The organism is Bacillus sp. FSL K6-0138, from assembly GCF_037982765.1.
GTDB lineage: Bacteria > Bacillota > Bacilli > Bacillales > Bacillaceae > Bacillus > Bacillus glycinifermentans.
On record NZ_CP150286.1, the window covers coordinates 2,934,568 to 2,952,857 of the forward strand.

The 18,290-nt window shown below is 47.8% G+C and carries 22 protein-coding genes; 4 read left to right on the forward strand and 18 right to left on the reverse strand.

All coding sequences use genetic code 11. The annotated features are described in order from the left end of the window. Nucleotides 1–20 precede the first annotated feature (20 nt). The 3 genes from mraZ to MHB78_RS15590 all read right to left on the reverse strand — a co-directional run bounded on the left by mraZ (nucleotide 21) and on the right by MHB78_RS15590 (nucleotide 3,163). Nucleotides 21–452: a division/cell wall cluster transcriptional repressor MraZ gene (mraZ, locus tag MHB78_RS15580; protein WP_046130737.1), complete on the reverse strand. Its 432-nt coding sequence runs from the start codon at nucleotides 450–452 to the stop codon at nucleotides 21–23. A gap of 125 nt (nucleotides 453–577) precedes the next feature. Next, complete coding sequence (gene bshC / locus MHB78_RS15585) at nucleotides 578–2,194, reverse strand: bacillithiol biosynthesis cysteine-adding enzyme BshC (protein WP_046130738.1); 1,617 nt, start codon at nucleotides 2,192–2,194, stop codon at nucleotides 578–580. Between the two features lie 84 nt (nucleotides 2,195–2,278). Next, on the reverse strand, nucleotides 2,279–3,163 hold the full coding sequence (locus MHB78_RS15590) for a 2-dehydropantoate 2-reductase (RefSeq protein ID WP_046130739.1): 885 nt from the start codon (nucleotides 3,161–3,163) through the stop codon (nucleotides 2,279–2,281). Between the two features lie 186 nt (nucleotides 3,164–3,349). On the opposite strand from MHB78_RS15590, the gene MHB78_RS15595 reads away from it, so the two are divergent. Beyond that, nucleotides 3,350–3,829 carry an N-acetyltransferase gene (locus MHB78_RS15595; protein ID WP_046130740.1) on the forward strand — a complete coding sequence of 160 codons (480 nt, stop codon included), beginning with the start codon at nucleotides 3,350–3,352 and terminating at the stop codon, nucleotides 3,827–3,829. Between the two features lie 33 nt (nucleotides 3,830–3,862). Here MHB78_RS15595 and gerR read toward each other — a convergent pair whose 3' ends face one another. The 3 genes from gerR to MHB78_RS15610 form a co-directional block, all read right to left on the reverse strand. Beyond that, on the reverse strand, nucleotides 3,863–4,468 hold the full coding sequence (gene gerR / locus MHB78_RS15600; RefSeq protein ID WP_046130741.1) for a sporulation-specific transcriptional regulator GerR: 606 nt from the start codon (nucleotides 4,466–4,468) through the stop codon (nucleotides 3,863–3,865). A 140-nt stretch (nucleotides 4,469–4,608) separates the two neighbouring features. Next, entirely contained in the window at nucleotides 4,609–4,782 is a 174-nt protein-coding gene (gene rpmF / locus MHB78_RS15605; protein WP_046130742.1) for a 50S ribosomal protein L32, read from the reverse strand. Between the two features lie 23 nt (nucleotides 4,783–4,805). After that, nucleotides 4,806–5,321: a DUF177 domain-containing protein gene (locus MHB78_RS15610; protein WP_046130743.1), complete on the reverse strand. Its 516-nt coding sequence runs from the start codon at nucleotides 5,319–5,321 to the stop codon at nucleotides 4,806–4,808. A 219-nt stretch (nucleotides 5,322–5,540) separates the two neighbouring features. Between MHB78_RS15610 and MHB78_RS15615 the strand changes: the two genes are divergently transcribed. Then, on the forward strand, nucleotides 5,541–6,791 hold the full coding sequence (locus MHB78_RS15615) for a nucleotidyltransferase (RefSeq protein ID WP_046130744.1): 1,251 nt from the start codon (nucleotides 5,541–5,543) through the stop codon (nucleotides 6,789–6,791). 19 nt (nucleotides 6,792–6,810) lie between these two features. Here MHB78_RS15615 and MHB78_RS15620 read toward each other — a convergent pair whose 3' ends face one another. After that, a complete protein-coding gene (locus MHB78_RS15620) occupies nucleotides 6,811–7,833 on the reverse strand; it encodes a SepM family pheromone-processing serine protease (RefSeq protein WP_046130745.1) in 1,023 nt (340 codons plus the stop codon). 298 nt (nucleotides 7,834–8,131) lie between these two features. On the opposite strand from MHB78_RS15620, the gene ylbJ reads away from it, so the two are divergent. Next, nucleotides 8,132–9,352: a sporulation integral membrane protein YlbJ gene (gene ylbJ / locus MHB78_RS15625; RefSeq protein WP_046130746.1), complete on the forward strand. Its 1,221-nt coding sequence runs from the start codon at nucleotides 8,132–8,134 to the stop codon at nucleotides 9,350–9,352. An 18-nt stretch (nucleotides 9,353–9,370) separates the two neighbouring features. Here the strand turns inward: ylbJ and coaD are convergent, their stop codons facing one another. The 10 genes from coaD to MHB78_RS15675 form a co-directional block, all read right to left on the reverse strand. Continuing rightward, complete coding sequence (gene coaD / locus MHB78_RS15630) at nucleotides 9,371–9,856, reverse strand: pantetheine-phosphate adenylyltransferase (RefSeq protein ID WP_046130747.1); 486 nt, start codon at nucleotides 9,854–9,856, stop codon at nucleotides 9,371–9,373. Continuing rightward, the gene (rsmD, locus tag MHB78_RS15635; RefSeq protein ID WP_046130748.1) at nucleotides 9,849–10,415 is read right to left on the reverse strand and encodes a 16S rRNA (guanine(966)-N(2))-methyltransferase RsmD; all 567 of its coding nucleotides are present in this window, start codon (nucleotides 10,413–10,415) and stop codon (nucleotides 9,849–9,851) included. The genes coaD and rsmD overlap by 8 nt, the downstream gene beginning before the upstream one ends. 287 nt (nucleotides 10,416–10,702) lie before the next feature. Then, entirely contained in the window at nucleotides 10,703–10,975 is a 273-nt protein-coding gene (locus tag MHB78_RS15640) for a YlbG family protein (RefSeq protein WP_046130749.1), read from the reverse strand. Between the two features lie 64 nt (nucleotides 10,976–11,039). Continuing rightward, nucleotides 11,040–11,489 (reverse strand): YlbF family regulator, encoded by a 450-nt coding sequence (locus tag MHB78_RS15645; RefSeq protein ID WP_046130750.1) that lies wholly within the window; start codon nucleotides 11,487–11,489, stop codon nucleotides 11,040–11,042. A gap of 27 nt (nucleotides 11,490–11,516) precedes the next feature. Beyond that, on the reverse strand, nucleotides 11,517–11,669 hold the full coding sequence (locus MHB78_RS15650; protein WP_164918150.1) for a hypothetical protein: 153 nt from the start codon (nucleotides 11,667–11,669) through the stop codon (nucleotides 11,517–11,519). A gap of 79 nt (nucleotides 11,670–11,748) precedes the next feature. Then, a complete protein-coding gene (locus MHB78_RS15655; protein ID WP_046130751.1) occupies nucleotides 11,749–11,988 on the reverse strand; it encodes a YlbE-like family protein in 240 nt (79 codons plus the stop codon). Nucleotides 11,989–12,002: 14 nt separating this feature from the next. Then, nucleotides 12,003–12,401, reverse strand: a complete 399-nt coding sequence (locus MHB78_RS15660) for a YlbD family protein (protein WP_046130752.1) — start codon at nucleotides 12,399–12,401, stop codon at nucleotides 12,003–12,005. 81 nt (nucleotides 12,402–12,482) lie between these two features. Then, nucleotides 12,483–13,475, reverse strand: coding sequence for an arginine deiminase family protein (locus MHB78_RS15665; RefSeq protein ID WP_046130753.1), 993 nt, complete (start codon nucleotides 13,473–13,475; stop codon nucleotides 12,483–12,485). Between the two features lie 2 nt (nucleotides 13,476–13,477). Beyond that, the gene (locus tag MHB78_RS15670) at nucleotides 13,478–14,722 is read right to left on the reverse strand and encodes a M20 family metallo-hydrolase (RefSeq protein ID WP_046130754.1); all 1,245 of its coding nucleotides are present in this window, start codon (nucleotides 14,720–14,722) and stop codon (nucleotides 13,478–13,480) included. After that, nucleotides 14,704–16,155: a sodium:solute symporter gene (locus MHB78_RS15675; RefSeq protein WP_046130755.1), complete on the reverse strand. Its 1,452-nt coding sequence runs from the start codon at nucleotides 16,153–16,155 to the stop codon at nucleotides 14,704–14,706. The genes MHB78_RS15670 and MHB78_RS15675 overlap by 19 nt, the downstream gene beginning before the upstream one ends. Before the next feature lie 181 nt (nucleotides 16,156–16,336). On the opposite strand from MHB78_RS15675, the gene MHB78_RS15680 reads away from it, so the two are divergent. Beyond that, nucleotides 16,337–17,215, forward strand: a complete 879-nt coding sequence (locus tag MHB78_RS15680) for a LysR family transcriptional regulator (protein ID WP_046130756.1) — start codon at nucleotides 16,337–16,339, stop codon at nucleotides 17,213–17,215. A gap of 30 nt (nucleotides 17,216–17,245) precedes the next feature. Here MHB78_RS15680 and MHB78_RS15685 read toward each other — a convergent pair whose 3' ends face one another. Next, nucleotides 17,246–18,289, reverse strand: a complete 1,044-nt coding sequence (locus MHB78_RS15685) for a CAP domain-containing protein (RefSeq protein ID WP_046130757.1) — start codon at nucleotides 18,287–18,289, stop codon at nucleotides 17,246–17,248. Nucleotide 18,290 lies beyond the last annotated feature (1 nt).

Consider the following 18,290-nt stretch of genomic DNA (forward strand, 5'->3'; position numbering starts at 1 on the left):
TTTTATCTCGCAAAGATTCATTATATATCAAAGCCGATCATGTTTTCAGCAATTTCGGCAAATGAATCTTCCTGCTCTTCTACGTATTGTTCCCAAATCTCTCTGCTCCACAATTCAATTCGATTTGAAACCCCGATGACCACGCATTCCTTTTCAAGCTTCGCGTAGCTTAACAGCGGAGAGGCAATGTTAATTCTGCCCTGCTTGTCAAGCTCGCATTCCGTGGCGCCGGAGAAGAAAAAGCGGGTAAACGCGCGTGCATCTTTCTTCGTGAGAGGAAGAGCCTTCAATTTTTCTTCGATGAGTTTCCATTCGGACATGGGATAGCCAAACAGGCACTGATCAAGCCCTCTCGTCAGTACAAACTGCTCGCCGAGGCCTTCTCTGAACTTTGCCGGAACGATCATGCGGCCTTTTGCATCTATCGTATGCTGATATTCACCCATAAACATGATCTCGGCCCCCACTTTCGTTCCTCAACTCACCACTATCCACCACTTCCCTCCACAAATTCATTTTACACTGTTTTAGAACAAAAAAAAACCCTGAACTAGTCAAGGTTTTTTAAAAAATTATTTCAAAGTTTGACAACTTGATGCATATTCCGAAAAGAATATGGCAATTTTTTGTAGTTTTCCAAGAAATCAGGACCGTATTTGTTCAAATAATACATGATATTCCAAATTCTCTCTTGCGGAGCACCCAACGGCCTGATGCTCGTTTGAATTTTGTCAAAATCGCGCAGAATGTTGTTTTCCTTTTCTTCAATCCTTCTGATGACCGCTCTTTCGACGAATGATAGCTGATCCTGAATAAAGCCGGCGTTTTTCTCAAGAAGAGGCTCAAGGCTGCGGTCAATGTCGAGCGCTTCTTTCCGGATGCCGGAATGAATGCTTTCGATTTCTTCTTTCGCCCGTTTGACGGCGTCAGTAAACCCGCTTGGCACCCTGCTTTCGAAAAACTGCTCTTTTTTGGCGGCAGATCCCTGTTCCAGCGCTTCCTTGATGTCAATGCCCCGCTCAGCCAGCTTTTTTTCGATATGCCGTTCCAAAAACGTGATGTTCAGCCTCGGCACAACAGGCGGCATTTTAAAGCCCATCACTTGAAAAGCGCTTTTCAGCTCTCCCCAGTAATTGATTTCGCCCGGCCCTGCGATAAATGCCAGAGTCGGAAGGAGAAATTCCTGCATTAACGGTCTTGTGACAACATTGTTGCTGAAAGCTTCAGGTTGTTCGCCCATCAGCTGATGAAGCTCTGCCTGCGTCCACTCGAGTTCAAGCTCTTTTACGAAAAAAGCGCCGTCCTTTTTTTCGATCAAAAACCGCTCTCCATCGTGTTCGTAAAAAAGGTTCGCATGCTCAGCCGCCCCTTCGATGATCGGGGAATAGCCCAGTTCCTCCATGTGCGCCTGCTGTTGTTTCACGGCTTGGGCGAGCTCATCGTTTTTCTCAAGCAATTCCTGAAAAAAACGAACCTCAAGAGACCTTAGTCCAGGATCGCCCGAATTCAGCAAGACGAGCCCGTCATTCTCGAACAGATCGGCGATGATATATTCAAAAAACTCGGCAAAGGAAGAAGATTGCCGCAAACATCGCTTCAGCTTTGAGAGAAGTCCGTTCGTGTACTCGGATTCTTCAAAGGAAGCGAACACCCTGTTCAGCCATTGCTCGGCTTTATCGGAATCAAGCGCCGTTTTTGCGGCCTGGCTTTTCTTCCAATGAGCTTGAGCGAGCTTGTGCTTTTTCACATGTCCGCCGTCTGATACATACAGATGATTGATTTCGTCCAAGTCGTGGTCTTCCCCCGCCACCCAAAAAACAGGAACGACCGGAACGTTCAGCTCTTGTTCTTTCTCTTGTGCAAACACTAGGATCGATACGATTTTATGTATGGTGTATAGGGGCCCTGTCAAAAGACCGGCCTGCTGTCCCCCGACGACTGCGACGCTCGCGGGGTCGCGCAGCCGCTCGATTGCCTCATTCATCTTTTTTGACCGGAATTTGCTGTGGTAGCTGAGCAGATAATCGGCTAAGGCGCTGCGGTCAAATGTCCTTGAGGAAAGATCGCACAACCGGACTTCCCAATCTTCTCTGTTTAAACCGTAATCAAAAAATGGAGTTGTCTCCTCTTTTCCATCTAGATAGTCTCGTACAAACGGGTTTTGACTTTTTATGGAAAGTTCAGTAAGCTGCATCTTTCGAACTTCCTTTCTCCAGTAAATAGTTAGCTTTCCGAAAAGAGTATAGCACGTTCGGCGTTTTGGTCAAAAGATTTAGCTTCATCCCTTTTCCAGCGCCTTGATGCTGTCGTATAAAAAGGCGAGATGGGGAGCGGATTCCCCAGCTTCCTTCGCCCGTTTCAGCAAATAGCCCATAATCGCATCAGCTTCCGTTTTCCTTCCTGCCGCGACATCCGCAAGCATCGAAGACGTGTTCCGTTTTGTGTTTCGGCAAACCGACAGAACGTTTTCCCAAAACGCTTCCGGATCTTCAATAGCTAAAATCCGGCTCGCTTCTTCAAAAACGAGCTTCATATATGAAAAATATGCCTGCTCTTCGACGAGCTTGCCGTTTTTCACCCGCAAAAGTGCAGTCATCGGATTGATGCACGCGTTGACGATCAATTTGCCGGCAAGCATGTCGTACCAGTCTTCCTGCCACAAGAAAGGAAACGCTTCATGAACGGATGCCAGCTCTTTAATAAGCGCCTCCGGAGCCGAATTCCCTGTAAACGCGCTCCATTTGACGGCCCCTTTTCCGGTATGGCGGACCGTATAGTCATTTTCTTTAACGGCTCCGTGCTCCACGGCCCCGACAAAAACGCGGTGTCCGGCATCCCATTTCTCAAGTTCGGGAATGTGGCCCATACCGTTTTGCAAAAACATGATATTCCGGGGAGCCGCCTTATCCAATTGCGGCAAAACGGATTCGAGCTGATGCGCCTTTACCGCGACAAACAGAAGGTCGTATGCCGCATCAGGTTTTACGGTTGCTTCCGTTTTGGCGGTCCCCTCTTTTCCGTCCGCTATAAGGCGGATGCCGTTTTGCCGGATCGCGTCCGCCTGTTCCCGCCTTCTTGTGATCACCGTCACTTCATGGCGGAACGAAAAATAATACGCAAAAAGGAGCCCGACCGAGCCTCCTCCAATTACTCCGATTTTCAAACTCTCACATCCTGCCCGTTTTTTATATACTGTATATCATAGCAAAAATTTAAACGGTTGACTTCATGGGCGTTTCAAATTTTCAGAAAATCGTTTTGCGCGTTTATTTAGAAAATTTATTATCATTTGGATTTTTCCAATAAAGCGATTACAATATAGATAGACCACAAACAAGGGGGTAACAAAATGGTCAAAGTCGAACGTTTGCGGATCAATTATAAAACGCTTGAGGAATTTAAAAAATTCCGGGAATACGGGATTCAAGAGCTTTCCATGCTGGAGGACCTTGAAAGCAATATGATCGAAAACGACAGCGACTCGCCGTTTTACGGCATCTATTACGGGGATCGGCTCGTGGCAAGGATGAGCCTGTATAAAGCGGATGGGAAATACAATCAATATTTCGATGAAGGAGAAGATTACCTTGAGCTGTGGAAGCTCGAAGTATTGCCGGGCTATCAGCGCAACGGATACGGGACAATGCTGGTGGAATTCGCTAAATCGTTCGGGCTCCCGATTCGCACAAGTCCGCGCGTGAAATCTTCAGACTTCTGGAACAAAATGGGCTTTCAATCAGTCAAATACGACATGGCCCGCGACAAAGGGGAAAATCCGCTGGTTTGGCATCCTGACAGCGAAACTAAACAAAGCTCTGAATCCGCATAAGCAAAAAACCGGCCGAAAACAATGGCCGGTTCTCTACTTTTCCATTTTTTCAAAACTCCCGTTCGGTTCCATTTGAATTTTGGCTTTTTTGTTCCGTTCGTCCTCCTGAAGAACCACCATTTTTCTGGCCCGCTCCATGATTTCGATCAGCGCTTTATAATCCTCCTCTGTCAGTTCAAGCTGTTTCTTCAGCGATTCGTTTTCACTCTTGAGCTTTTCAACCTCTTCCTTCAAGGCGTTGACTTCTTCGATAAGCCGCTCTTTTTCATCGCTCGCATCTTTGTGGCCGGGTGCATGTTTCAATTTTTCCAAAAAGCGGATGACGTCGTCAATCGTCAGGCCGTCCGCCGCGCCTCCGGAAATGCTTTTTACCGTATTCGGCATGTTGGCCGAGTGGACCCCTATTTTTTTCCGCAATTCTTTGCGCTGTTTTTTTGCCAGCTCGATGCCCGACTGGTATTGCTTTCTGACAAAAGAATTCCAGCGGAAGCCGCAGGCAGCAGCCGTCCTGCTCAGCGCTTTGCCGACTTCCTCAAATGCCGACAGCTGTGTGCCGCCTTCCCTGATGTGCCGCAATACGACCTCAGCCAGCAATATATCTTCATCCTGCGTCCATGCATCCTGTCTTGTAACCGTCAAAAGTTATCCCCCTCCATGACTTTATGAATTTAATTCATACATATGCGGCTAATAGAGTAGATAGACTATTTTCTTTTTAGAAGGGGATTTTGCGCAAAAAAACACAAGACAGGAAGTCTTGTGTTTTCGTTTCTTATGGATTAGTTGCTTTTTACGTCTTTTCCTTTGTATGATCCACATGCTTTGCAGACGCGGTGTGAAAGTTTCATCTCACCGCAGTTTGGGCATTCTACCATACCAGGCACTTGCAATTTAAAGTGAGTACGACGAAGTCTTTTTTTCATTTTAGAAGTTCTTCTAAAAGGTACAGCCATTATTCCCACCTCCTTAAAGAGCGTTAAGATTCATCTTCTTGTTTTAAGAGCTTCCCAAGACCGGCAAGTCTGGGATCGATTTGATTTTTCCGGTCATCTTCTGTAATGACTTTCCAATCCTTGCCTTCCTGTGGAGCACCTTCTTCGTTTTGAACAGATTCACAAAAGATTTGCATAGGGATCTCAAGAAGGATTTCTTCTTTTACGACCGGCGTCAAATCGATCAGATCATCCTCAACGATGTGGACGTCTTCATCCTCCATTTCGTCGGTCTTATGAAATATAAACAGTTCTTTTGTTGAAATACTGAATGGATAACGAACATCAACAAGCGTTCTGGAGCAAGGCAAGATCATCTCGCCCGAAATGGTAAAATCAAATGCAGCCTGCTTTGATCCGATCTCCGCATTTCCTTTCACCCGCACCGGTGAAATGCTGCGTATATCCGAGTGTTGAGAGAGTTCGCTCAGATCAACTGTTTCATCAAATTCAAAGCCCGTCTTCGGCATTTGATTCAGCTGATGTATCGTCCATTTCATTGTATCACCTCTAAGAGAGCAACAAACATGATTATAGCTTTCATCATGTTTTTTGTCAATATTTTTTCTTTACAGATCACAGGCCCGCTTCAGTCATTCGTTGACATCGTGAACAACAATTCATACACTTAGAAAAAACACCGCTGACAGCGGGCATTCTGTACATTCCTTGTGTAAATGTATCACAACTATTTCAAGAGATGCAAGAGAGGTGGAAAAATGAAAGCGGTCGGCGTTGTCGTCGAATATAACCCTTTTCACAACGGTCACTTATACCATATAAAAGAGGCAAAGGCACAGACTCACAGCGATGTTGCGATCGCGGTGATGAGCGGCTTCTTTTTGCAGCGGGGCGAACCCGCCATCGTCTCCAAGTGGGCGAGGACGAAGATGGCGCTCAGGTCCCATGCTGATATCGTCGTTGAGCTTCCGTACGCTTTCGCCGTCCAAAAGGCCGAAACATTTGCCGAAGGCGCCGTTTCGATCCTTGGCGAACTGAAGTGCACTTCCCTGTTTTTCGGAAGCGAAAACGGCGATATTGATTCGTTTCTTGACACAGCAACATATACGATTAAGCATAAAGATGAGCTCGACGAAGAAGTGAAGCGGCACATATCAACAGGAATGAGCTATCCCGCTGCGATGGCAAAAGCGTTTCATAACGTGTCAGACGGAAGGCGCGCGCTCGACTTGTCAAAACCGAACAATATTCTCGGATTTCACTATGTCAAAGCGATCCTTCAGGATGATACCGGGATGAAACCTGCAACCTTAACGCGCCTTTCGTCCGACTATCATGATATCGATCTCCCCGAAGGACCAAGCCAAATCGCAAGCGCGACATCAATCCGCAAATCGATCCTGGAAACGATGAGCCTTTCAGACAGCAGCTCCTTTCTCCCTGAAGCATCGGCCGAGGAGCTCAAGGAATACGCCGGAACCTTCGGCCTTTGGCACTCGCCGGAAGATTACTTTCCGTTTTTGAAATACAGCATCCATACGATGGATACAAAAGAGCTGGAGGGGATTTATGAGGTTGAAGAAGGCCTTGAGCACCGCATTGCGAAAGCAATCCGCACTGCCCGTTCTTATTCGGAGTACATGGAGCAGCTAAAAACGAAACGTTACACATGGACGAGGCTGCAGCGAATGAACACACACATTTTAACGAGGGCAAAAAAAGCCGATATCCGCTCCATCCTTGCCGAAAATCGCCCTTCCTACATCAGGCTTCTCGGAATGACAAAAAAAGGGCAGGCGTATCTTTCGAAAAAGAAAAAGGAGCTGCGCGTTCCGCTCATCACCAAAATCGGAGCCTTTTCCCACCCGTCCCTCGACCTGGACATCAAAGCCGGACGGGTTTACAGCGCACCGCTGAAGGAGCCCGCACAAACGATGCTGACCGGGCAGGAGTATTCGCTGTCACCAGTCATATATGATGAAGAAAACCGGACATTTTTGCGAACATAAAAAAACGCCTGTCATTCATTCAGGCGCTTTTTACTTTTTTGTTCAAATATTCGATCGCGTCATCCATCGTATCCACGGGGACGATTTTCATGTCGCTGTTAATATCTTTCGCCGTTTTGACCGCTTCCTCATAGTTTGACCCTTTTCTGCCTCCTTCATTCGGCGCAAAAAAGATATCGGCTCCCGCCCGGTCTGCGGCAACGATTTTTTGGCTGATTCCTCCGATCGGTCCGACTTTGCCTTCATCGTCGATCGTTCCCGTTCCGGCAATGTGATGACCCTTTGTTTCATCTTGTTTTGTGAGCTGATTGTAGATTTCCATGGACATCATAAGCCCTGCTGACGGTCCGCCGATGTTTTCGATATCCATCTTAACAGCCGGTTTTACTTTCACTTTCCGGTCCGTTATGAGGGAAACGCCCAGTCCCGCTCTGTTCGGATCATCCTTGAACGTTTTCAGCTTCATGTCGTATGTCGCGTCTTTGTTATCCCGTTCAATGACGACTTTGACTGTGTCCCCGGCTTTTTTCGTTTCGATATAGCGGACAAAGCGCTCCGCCGACTGAAACGTTTTTCCGTCAACTTTTTTGATTTTGTCTCCGACCTTTATCTTTCCTTTGGCAGGCATGCCGTCAACAACAGCCATGGCATAAACGCCGTCCGATGTGTAGCTGACGCTTTTCCCCGCCCGCTTATAGGCGGCGATCATCGCATTTTCCTGGGAATCCCTCATCATCTGCAGCTGTCTTTTCATATATTCCTCATCAGATTCGCCCTTTTGTTTAAAATTGTCTTCAGGAAGAATTTCATGATAAGGGCGCACCTTTGCCCATAGGTATGTAATCGGATTTGCGGGCCCTACTTTTACGGTCATCAAAGAAAAGCTGCCTTTTTCGGAATACCCGCCGTCCACCTTGATTAACGGATTGAGCTCCGTCGCTTCGCCGGGCTCTGTAATGTAATACGGCAGCTTGACAAATGTCAGGGCGGCCCCGATGATCATGATCAATAATGCGATACGGATAAATCTTCTTTTTAACATGAATATGTAACCCTCCATCTTTAAATTAACGTGCTGACAGCTGACCGGGATCGCGCCCGCCTGCTTGAATGTCCGAATACCTTCTATTGACTTCATTTCAAGAGAAGGGCTTTTCTGGTTTAGTATGGTCAAGACGTTCAGCTTTTTGTCAAAAAACGGGAGAGAATCTGATGGTCTAAAATGTAGACCAAGCCTCGTATAATGATAAAGAAGTTTCTTGGGAGGATTCTTCGCTCCCGTTTATTTTACCATGATCCGGTTTTTTTAGGTGTGTAGTTAGCCGTAAGGAGGGATAGAAATGGACATGTCAAAGATAAAGACTATACTTATTGCCGGTGTGCTGCTTATGTTTACCGCTGCCGTCATCACCCACCCGCAGGAATCGCTTAATGCTTCAAAAAGCGGGCTTGCCATGTGGTGGGAAGTCGTTTTCCCTTCCTTATTGCCCTTTTTCATTTTATCAGAGCTCTTGATCGGGTTCGGGATCGTCAAGTTTGTCGGACTCCTCCTCGAGCCTTTTATGAGACCCGTCTTCCGGGTTCCCGGCGTCGGCGGATTCGTTCTCGCGATGGGCATGGCTTCCGGAAACCCTGCAGGCGCAAAGCTCACCTCAAGGCTCAGACAGGAACGGCAGATTTCCCGGGTTGAAGCCGAGCGGCTCGTTTCATTTACGAATTCGTCGAACCCGCTCTTTATTTTCGGGGCTGTCGCGGTCGGCTTTTTTCATAATCCGTCGCTTGGCATCTTGCTTGCAGCGGCTCACTATTTAGGCAATTTGGCTGTCGGGCTGACAATGCGATCCTATGGAAGAAAAGAAGAAATCCTCCACGCCAGAAAAAAGAAGCTTCCCCTGCCTTCCATGAAAGAAGCCTTCAAAGCCCTTCACCAGGCAAGGCTTCAAGAAAAAAGACCGCTTGGAAAACTATTGAGCGATGCTGTTATTTCTTCCGTACAGACGCTTCTCATGGTCGGCGGTTTCATCATTCTCTTTTCTGTCTTCAACAACATTCTTTCCGCCGTGAAAATTGCCGACGTTCTTTCTTATGCCACCCGTTCGATCATGACAGCGCTCCATTTTCCCGCAAGCTTTGACAAACCCTTACTGTCAGGCTTGTTTGAGATCACGCTCGGAAGCAAGCTGGTCAGCGCAACAGATGCCGACCTGCTGCAAAAAGCCGTTGTTGTCAGCTTCATTTTAGGCTTCAGCGGGTTTAGTGTACAGGCGCAGGTCGCCGGCATTTTGGCCGAAACGGACATTCGTTTCAAACCGTTTTTTTTCGCGCGGCTCCTGCAGGGAATCTATGCTGCCGTTTTTGCCCTTATCCTTTGGAAGCCTCTTTACACAGCCTTCCATTACCCGAATCAGCCGGCTTTCTCATTTTTGCGGGACGGGAACCCTGAAACGCTTTTTACACAGACGTGGAATGCCATCGTCCAAACGGGCCCGCTTCTTACGATTGCAACCCTGTTGCTTTACATCGTTCTTTACACAAAACGCTTGGCAACTGCGAAAAAATGAGCAGCCGTTTTAGGCCGCTCATTCTTTTGCAAACTTTTTTTCAAGCGCAGCTTCGACCGCTTCCGGCACGAGTTCTGCTACTGATCCTTTGTATTTCGCCACCTCTTTGACGATGCTTGAACTCAAAAATGAATACTGGTTGTTTGTCATCATGAAAAACGTTTCAATATTTTCGTCAAGCACCTTGTTCATCGAGGTCCCCTGCATCTCATATTCGAAATCGGAGACAGCTCTCAACCCCCGCAAGATGACGTTCGCATCCTTGCTTTTCGCATATTCGATCAAAAGCCCCTGAAATGAGTCAACATGGACATTCGGGATGTCCTGCGTGACTTCACGCAGCAGATCACAGCGCTCCTCTACCGTAAACAGCGGCTGTTTTGAAGAATTGTTTAAAACGCATACATAGACCCGGTCAAACACTTTCGCTCCGCGTCTGATAATATCCAAATGTCCAAAGGTCACCGGATCAAAACTTCCGGGACAAACGGCAATGCTAGCCATCCCCATTCCCTCTCTTTCTGTAGATCGTCACTCCTGTTACACCGTACAATTCCTGACGTGTTCTCAGGAGTTCGCCCACTTGTTCCGGCAGCACCACTTCTTTTGCGTGCTCCGTCAGGATAAACCCTTTATCAGTCAACATATTGGCTTTGTCAACGATCGAAAGAAGCGCTTCCAGTTTTTGCTCCCGATATGGCGGATCCAAAAAAATCGCATCGAACGTCAAGCCCCTTTTCACCAATGCGTGCAAAGCCCGTTCAGCGTCGTTTCTGTAGACCTCTGCGCGCTTTTGGAGCCCCAATGTTTGCAGGTTGTTTTTTACGGTTTGAATCGCTTTAAAATCCCGGTCAACGAAAACGATCCGGTCAAAGCCTCTGGAGAGCGCTTCGATGCCTAATCCGCCGCTTCCTGCATACAGATCAAGGCCGTCTCCGCCGTCAAAATAAGGGCCGACCATATTAAAAATGGATTCTTTCACTTTGTCAGTCGTCGGCCTTGTTGACGTGCCGGGAACCGCCTTTAATGCACGCCCTTTATAAGTCCCAGAAATCACTCTCATATTTCCACCACTTTTTCCTTAAAACTCGAAAAAAATCATCACTATCTTATCATAAAGTGTTTTTTGGCACAAACAGCCAAAGTGTGATTTCTTATGTATAGGAGACTGAACACCTGGTGATACTAGTAGCAACAGCATCGATTGATGTTGTTGCCAACCGCGGAGAAGACTTACGTTTCCCCATAAGTTCTTCCTCCGGTTTCTCCTCTCCCTTTGCCTTCTCCTTAAATCGTTAAGGAATAGAAGGACCCCGCAGGGTTTTCTGCGGGGATTTTTTTAACAAAATATTAAATTCCTGCTTTATAATCGTACTCTTTTGCCTTATCGAGCTTAGATTCAAATTCCACTTTTAAAAACGGTCTATAGGACAGATCCACCTGTTTGACAAAAGAATACGAGCGAATCTTGGCCGCGATTCTTTCAGCTTCATCCATATTGCAGTAAACAACTACATATTTCAAACGTTTTGAGACGTAGTGAACGTTCCCGAATTTCCTGAGCATTTTCGCCTGCTTTAAGGAATGGAGCCAGACGATTAAACCTTGACGCCTATCTTCCATATTTTTCACCTGCCTGTCGCTATGTCACGTTCTAAGAAAAAGGACGAGACTAAAAAGGGTCTCGTCAGGATACTTTACAGCCGCAGCTTCCGCCTGATCCGCAGCCGCCGCTGCAGGATGAAAGATTGTCAAAATAAGGATTTCCGGTCGGTACTTTGATATGTTCTGACACCGCCCGGCCGATCTCTACACTGACCTCATCAAGTATGCTTTGCAGCTCGGTTTCCGCCTTTTTAAAATCGGCGACCGTATCATGAAGGTCCAGCTTTCGTTTGATATCCCTCATTTTTTTTGAAATCTCTTTATAATCAGGATGATACTTTCCAAAACGCTGTACATCCTCGTATTGTTCTTTTACTTTTGTGAATGAAGCGATGATACGCCCGGCCTCTTCATCTTCTTGGAGACGCTTGTAGCACATTCTGTAATGTTCAGCCGCCTCTGATTGAAGAATCATGTTGGCCAAAACATCCGCTTCGTTTTGAAGCCGCAAGGATTCCGTTGTGGCATACATTGACATGCACCTCCGAATATTAGTGTATCATAAAACGGCATTTTTCAAAATGTCTATTGTCTTTGATACATCGAAAGCTTTTAGCGCATCTTCTTGTGTGATGCCTTTAGGCTTCGGCTTATATGTCGTGCAGCCGGCCAAAAGCAGGCAAACGCAGGCAATCAGACACCTTTTCTTCATGTAGATCAACTCCCTTACCGGCTAGTCTTGACTGATGAGGGATGTTTTATGATCACAAAAAAAAGACTCAGGGGTCCGATTAGTCCTGAGTTCGCATGGCCTGAAACATCTGAATCATCATTTGGGCCATCTGTAGGCTGCTTGAAAACTGGCTTACACGGTGGGGAATCGTTTTTTCGTAAAAATTCATCATATCAAGCTGAAACTCTGACAAATCATCCGGACGGCGCGAAAGCCTGCGGTACCAGATCGGCTGCTCACGGATAAAGCGGCGGCGCTCCTCGCTTGCGAACACATATTCCTGCACTTCTTTACGCATGACAAACTCCTTTGTTAATCTTTTCGGAAAGAAAACGGATGCTGTCCCCCGCTATGGTTCACATTTTTTTGGCCGCTTCCGGAAAACTGACTGAGCAAGCTTTGCAGTGAAGAAATAGACTGGCTCACTTTATTGATTTGTTCATTCATTTGGTCGGCGTCCATTCTTTTGACGGCCGTCACCATTTTCGAAATGAAATCGTTTTTCCCGCCCCCGTCGGACGGCTTTTCTTTCATCTCTTTTTCCTCTCTGTACGGCTCCCAAACCGCGTCGTTTTCCCCTAGCAAAACCCAGTTCTCATACACTTCCTGCCAGCTTTTTTCCTCCTTCCGCGCCGCGGAAATCAGCTTAGGATGCCGTTTAATAAACCGCTTAAATTCATCGATTGATGATTTTGCGTTTTGATTTGCCAACGTCTACACCCCCTCCGAAAAACAAGTGCCTACTATAATGTATCCTGATCAGCCGAAATGTGTTCGCCTAAAATTCACCCATTACACGTCTTCCCTTGAAAGGGGAAGCGTCGAACAGTGAATGCCGCCTCCCATTTTTCGAATCTCTGAAACGTCGACCGGAATCGTCTCAATGCCGTTTTTCTCCAAAACCTCCATCGTCCGCGGCGCATCGGCGGAAAATAGTACCTTCCCCGGCGAAACGGCTATACAATTAACGGATAGGATCGGGTCGTCGGGATCGGCAAAGATCAGCTTGAGCCCGCGTGCGCGCATCTCCTCCATAAACCAGTACGGCAGCCTTGCCGGATCAACGAGGGCAGCGTCTGTGTCCACCATCAGAAAGACTTCATCAAGATGGATCTTGTCAGCCGGCAAATCAACTGCGATCAGCTCGATTCCCTGCCATGAGAGAATTTGCGCGAGCTGGTCAATCCCATCCTGATTGACGCGTACCGAGCGCCCGATGAAAGCAGTCTTCCGATCAAACATGCAGAAGCTGCCTCCTTCGATAAAACCGGTCCCCTGGATCGTTCCCAAAATCGGAACACCCATTTTCGCAAAGGTTTGATAAGCGGAGGCCTCCTCCCCTTCACGCATTCTCAATGCGAACCTGGTCAAAATCACTCCCCCGGGAACAGCGAGGCCGATGTCCCTCGTATAAATTGACTTCGTATGAAACGGACTTGTCTCCGCCAAATCGACGACCTCGGCACCGGCGTCCAAAAGCGCGCTGCGCAAGCCGTCGTGCTGGCGCCTGACGAGCACCGGGTTGATCGATTCAGAGCCGTACGTATAGCCCCGAATTTGCGACTCCCGGTCCCTGAGCACTATGGCATCGATCTGCTCTTCGTACGTTCCCGTCCGGATCAGTTCAAGCTCTTTTCCCGGGCGGTGCAGCAAAACGGTTTGTATGGCGCCTACGTGGTTCGTTACTCCCCATTTTCTGCCCCATACTTTTTTTAGCGTCTCTTCATCATGGAAGCTGTGTTGAATCATGCTTTCTCCTAAAAATTCCTGTGTCGGCAGAGGCATTGTTACATCTCCTTTACATATTGATTGTCCAACAGCAAAACGGTTTGAAGCAGCGCGGCTGCCCCCCTTGCACAATCTTCAGGTGAGGAATATTCCTCAGGACAGTGGCTTTTCCCGCCGGCGCACGGAATAAACAGCATGAGCGACGGAAACAAAGAAGCGATATATTGCGCATCGTGCCCGGCCCCGCTGAACATCCGCCGGGATGAGTAGCCCAGCCGGCAGACCGCATCACTTGCAGCGGCGAGCATCCCTTTTGAAAACAATGCGGTCTCCGTTTTCCACAGCACCTTCACGGCGCACTCCGCTTTCGCTTCACCGGCTGCAGCTTCTGCAAGCCGGCTGATCTGGAGGACGGCTTCCTCCCGGATTTTTGTTTTGATATGGCGGACATCGACTGTGAAAACGGCTTCGCCCGGTATGACATTATAGATGTTTGGCTTTACGGAAAAACGGCCGACAGTCGCCGTCAATCCGTCATCTATGGAAGAAGCCAGCGCCGGAATCCGGCTGATGACGTTTGAGGCTGTGACGAGAGCGTCGTTTCTCATGACCATCGGCGTTGTTCCGGCATGATTAGCCGTTCCTTTAATCGCGATTTCAACACACGTCAGTCCGGCAACTCCCTCGACGATCCCGATCTGCCGGCGGGACCGCTCAAGAACAGGACCTTGTTCAACGTGCAGCTCGATATAGCATGAAGCGTGCCGGATCCTGTTCTCTTGCTCTCCTTTAAAGCCGGTGTCCTCCAAAGCCTTTAAAAACGAAGTCCCCGCTCGATCTGTTTTTGCGTATGCTTCTTCTTTCGCATATCGCCCGGCAAGAACTCCTGATGCAAGCATCGATGGTTCAAATCTCGCCCCCTCTTCATTCGTAAAATTGACCAGCTCGACCGGACGCGTCAGCCTTTTGCCGCTTTCGACCAATACTCTCACCGCTTCAAGCCCTGCAATCAAGCCATAGGCCCCGTCATAAGCACCGCCGTTTTCAACCGTATCCAAATGGGAACCGATCAGAATAGGCGGTTCATCCTTCAAGCCTTCATATGCGGCGTACATATTTCCGAGGTCATCGACTCTGACGTCCATTCCGAGTTCTTCACACCAGCTTTTAAACAGAAGCCGCGCCCTCCTGTCTTCATCGGTTAAAGCAAGCCTTGATATTCCGCCGTTTTCGCTTTTTCCAATCATGGACATTTCTCTCAAGGATTCTGTTAATCTTAAAGGGTTTATATCGATCGCTTCCATACGTCTCCTCCTTTATTTCCATCCTGCAGACGGGCCGCTTCCGGCGAGGATTCCCTGCCGTCCGATGTTGACGCAGGCAGAAACGCGGCAACCGCCATCGTGCTTAAGCCGGCGGCAAGTCCGTATAAAATCGGCTCGCTGGAAGAGGCGCCTTTCCAGACAAGCCCGGCGATAACGGCTCCGGAGCTGATCAGAATCGACCAGAAAGCAGCATAAGCTGTCGCTTTCTTCCAGAAGAATCCGAGGATGATCGGAAAAAACATCGCGCCTGACAAAATGGCATAAGCGATATCCAAAGCCGTAAGGACATCCTGGATCCAAAGCGCGCAAAAGATGCTAAACAGCCCGATGATCAACGTCATAGCCCGCGAGAAAAAGAGAAACTGTTTTTCTGTCATCTCAGGAACAAGCTTCGGCTTGATTATGTCATTGACAAGAAGCGTAGAGGATGCCAAAAGCGATCCCGACGCCGTCGACATCAGCGCAGACATCACACTTGCCAGCACAATCCCTAAAAGGCCTGAAGGCAGGGTGTGAAACGCCATGTAAGCAAATGCATCTTGCGGGTCTTCAAGTCCGGGAAACGCCGCATAGGCGCACATCCCGATCACACTGACGCATACGGCGTATAACATGCTGTAAACTCCGGCGCCTATTCCGCCGGCTTTGGCGACGTTCAGCGATTTTGCCGTAAACGTCCGCTGCCAAAGCTCCTGTCCGACGATCATCCCAAGGGTAAACAACAAAAAGTATTGAAAAATCGTTCCGCTTCCGATCGCTCCTATATTAAAATAAGATTCAGGAAGCCGTTCCGCAATGCCTGTCCAGCCGCCCGCTTCGAGAAGGCTTGCCGGCAGCATAATGAAGAAAATGCCCACCGTCATGATCACAAATTGAACGACATCCGTCATAGTAATCGCCCACATCCCGCCGAGAAGCGTATAAAACAGGACGATCCCGCCGCTTATTAATATGGAAGGAAAAAGACCCCATCCGAGAAAAACGTTTAAAATCGTCCCCATCCCGATGATCTGCGTGACGACCATTAAAGAGGTATACGTGCAGGCGACAACTGCACTGATCAGCCTTGTCTCCCCTTTGTATCGCCGGCTGAGCATCTCGCTGATCGTCAAAACGTTCAAACCGTAAATCTTTTTGGCGAGAAAAAGGCTGAGGCAAATGATTCCCGCCCCGAGCATGATGACCATCCATGCACCTGATATGCCATGCATGTAGCCAAGCTTTGCGGTCCCTATTGTAGAAGCGCCGCCAAGGACAACCGCCGCCATACACGACAGGTACATGAAGAAACCGAGATTTCGTTCAGCAACCGCATAGGATTCAGAGGTTTTGACTTTTTTTGACCCTAAAAACCCGACAAGCAAAATCACGAAGAAATAAACGATCATAACGGACAGATCAATTTGTTTCATGCGCCCCTCCTTTTATTTTTCTGACTTGTCTGTAATTTATCATAGAAGGCTGCGCCTGAAAAATCGACGTTCTTTATCGTTTCATCACATTTTTTTATGTTATATTTCTTCACGCTTCGGTTGCTTTTTCGAAAATACGCTTTAAAAATATGAAAATGATACACGATTCGGGAGGCCCCAAATGGAATTAAGACATTTAAAAACGTTTCAAGTGGCTGCCGACCTTCTTCATTTCACAAAAGCCGCAGAGCGCTTAAATTTCAGTCAACCTGCTGTCAGCGCCCAGATTCATTCGCTTGAGCGCGAATTAAAGCAGCAGCTGTTTTTCCGCATCGGAAAACAGACATATCTCACCCCGGCCGGTGAACTGCTGAAAAGTTATACAGACCGGCTGTTTCTCATCATCGAGCAGATGGAAGAGTCATTTTCAATGCTCGCAAAGCCGAACGGCCAATTGCTCATTGCCGCGTCGGAAATATATTGCGCCAATTATTTGATTCCGATCGTTTCCGAGTATTTGAAACAGCACCCGGAAGTCGACATTCACATTTTGTCGCGTTCAAACAATGAAGTCATTGCCGGTATCGAAAACAACCAATATGACGTCGGCATCATTGCCGGGGAAATCACGAGAAAAAGCATTACAAATATATTGCTTGAAGAAGAAGAACTCGTTCTCGTTTGCGGGATAACGCTCTATCAGCGCTATACGCCTGAAGAATTGATGAAGCGCGTTCCCTTTTTTAAGTACAGGACAGACGGATACTATCAAACGATGATGCAGGAATTTTTGTCCCGGTCCGGATACTCACCGGAAAAAACCGTTGAAGTAGAAAGCGAGAAAGCGATTAAAGCGGCGGTCTTACAGGAAATGGGAGTTGCCTTATTAAGCAGCAACCTGGTCGACGAAGAAATTGAAAAAGGCATGCTTGTTCCGATTCAGGGGGCAAACGATACGATCCAGGTCAAAACTTCGCTGATTGCGCCCGCGCATAAAAAAGATACCGTCACAATAAAAACGTTTATCAGGACGATCGAACTGCTGTGGAATCGCATATGAGAAAAGCCCGGGGCATCCCCGGGCTCTTTCTCAATTCCACTGTTTAATGAAATTTTGCGTATAATACTTCTGATCCACGCCTACCCCCAGATGGGTATAATCGGCGTTTAACAGAGCCTTTCTGTGTCCTTCGCTGTTGAGCCAGCCTTCAACCGCAGCCGGGCCGTCAACGTAATTGAGGGCGATGTTTTCCCCCGCCTGCTCAAAATTCACGCGTCCTTTTTCAAGACGGTCCTTTAACGTGCCGTCCGTTTTGGAAACGTGAGAGAAATAGTTGTGTTCTTTCATATCGCGGCTGTGGCCGTAGGCGACCTTTGCGACGGCTTCATCCCAGGAAAGCCGGGAAAGTCCGTGCTTTGCACGGATCACGTTTGTCAAATCAAAGATCTGTTTTTCATTTGCTTTCTCGACTTGCTGCCAATCAGATTCAGTCAGCGCCTTCGGTTCGATCAGCGTTCCCCTGTAGACGACCTCATACGGCCTCTGCTTGATCAGCGTTTCGGCATCGAACGCCCTGACGCTTGACAGCGTTCCTTCGAATTTATCCATATACAGCTGAACATAAAGATCGCCTGCTTTTACAGTCGGCCTCGTGTTCATATCTTCCTCTGAAAATTCAAACCGGTACGAGCTGCCGTCGTATTTGACATTAACGTACGGAGCAATTTGGGTTTTCTTAAACACGTCCCTTGCCTGCTGCCCGATTTTAAACGGTGCCGTATTGATCTTGTCGCCTGTCGCAAAAAGCGTGACAGCCTTATTATCCAGAATGCCGATTTGAACGTACTGTTTCGGCCCCTTATTGTACACCCACCATTTGTAATCGTAAGCAGACGGGTCGATCCTGTCCGGTTTGCCCAGCTTCTTTTCCACCGTATCAGCTGATTCCCCGATGAATGAAAGCAAACCGGATGAAGGGATGTTCAGCGCTCTTTCCTTCTTCGCATCATCGTTTGATACTTGCGGCTTGTCTTCTTTGACGATTTTTTCAGGACTTGAACCGTATTGGATAAAAAGAGCATACGATGCCGCAACAATGAGAAGGATCAAGAAAGCCCTTAATACATTCTTCAAA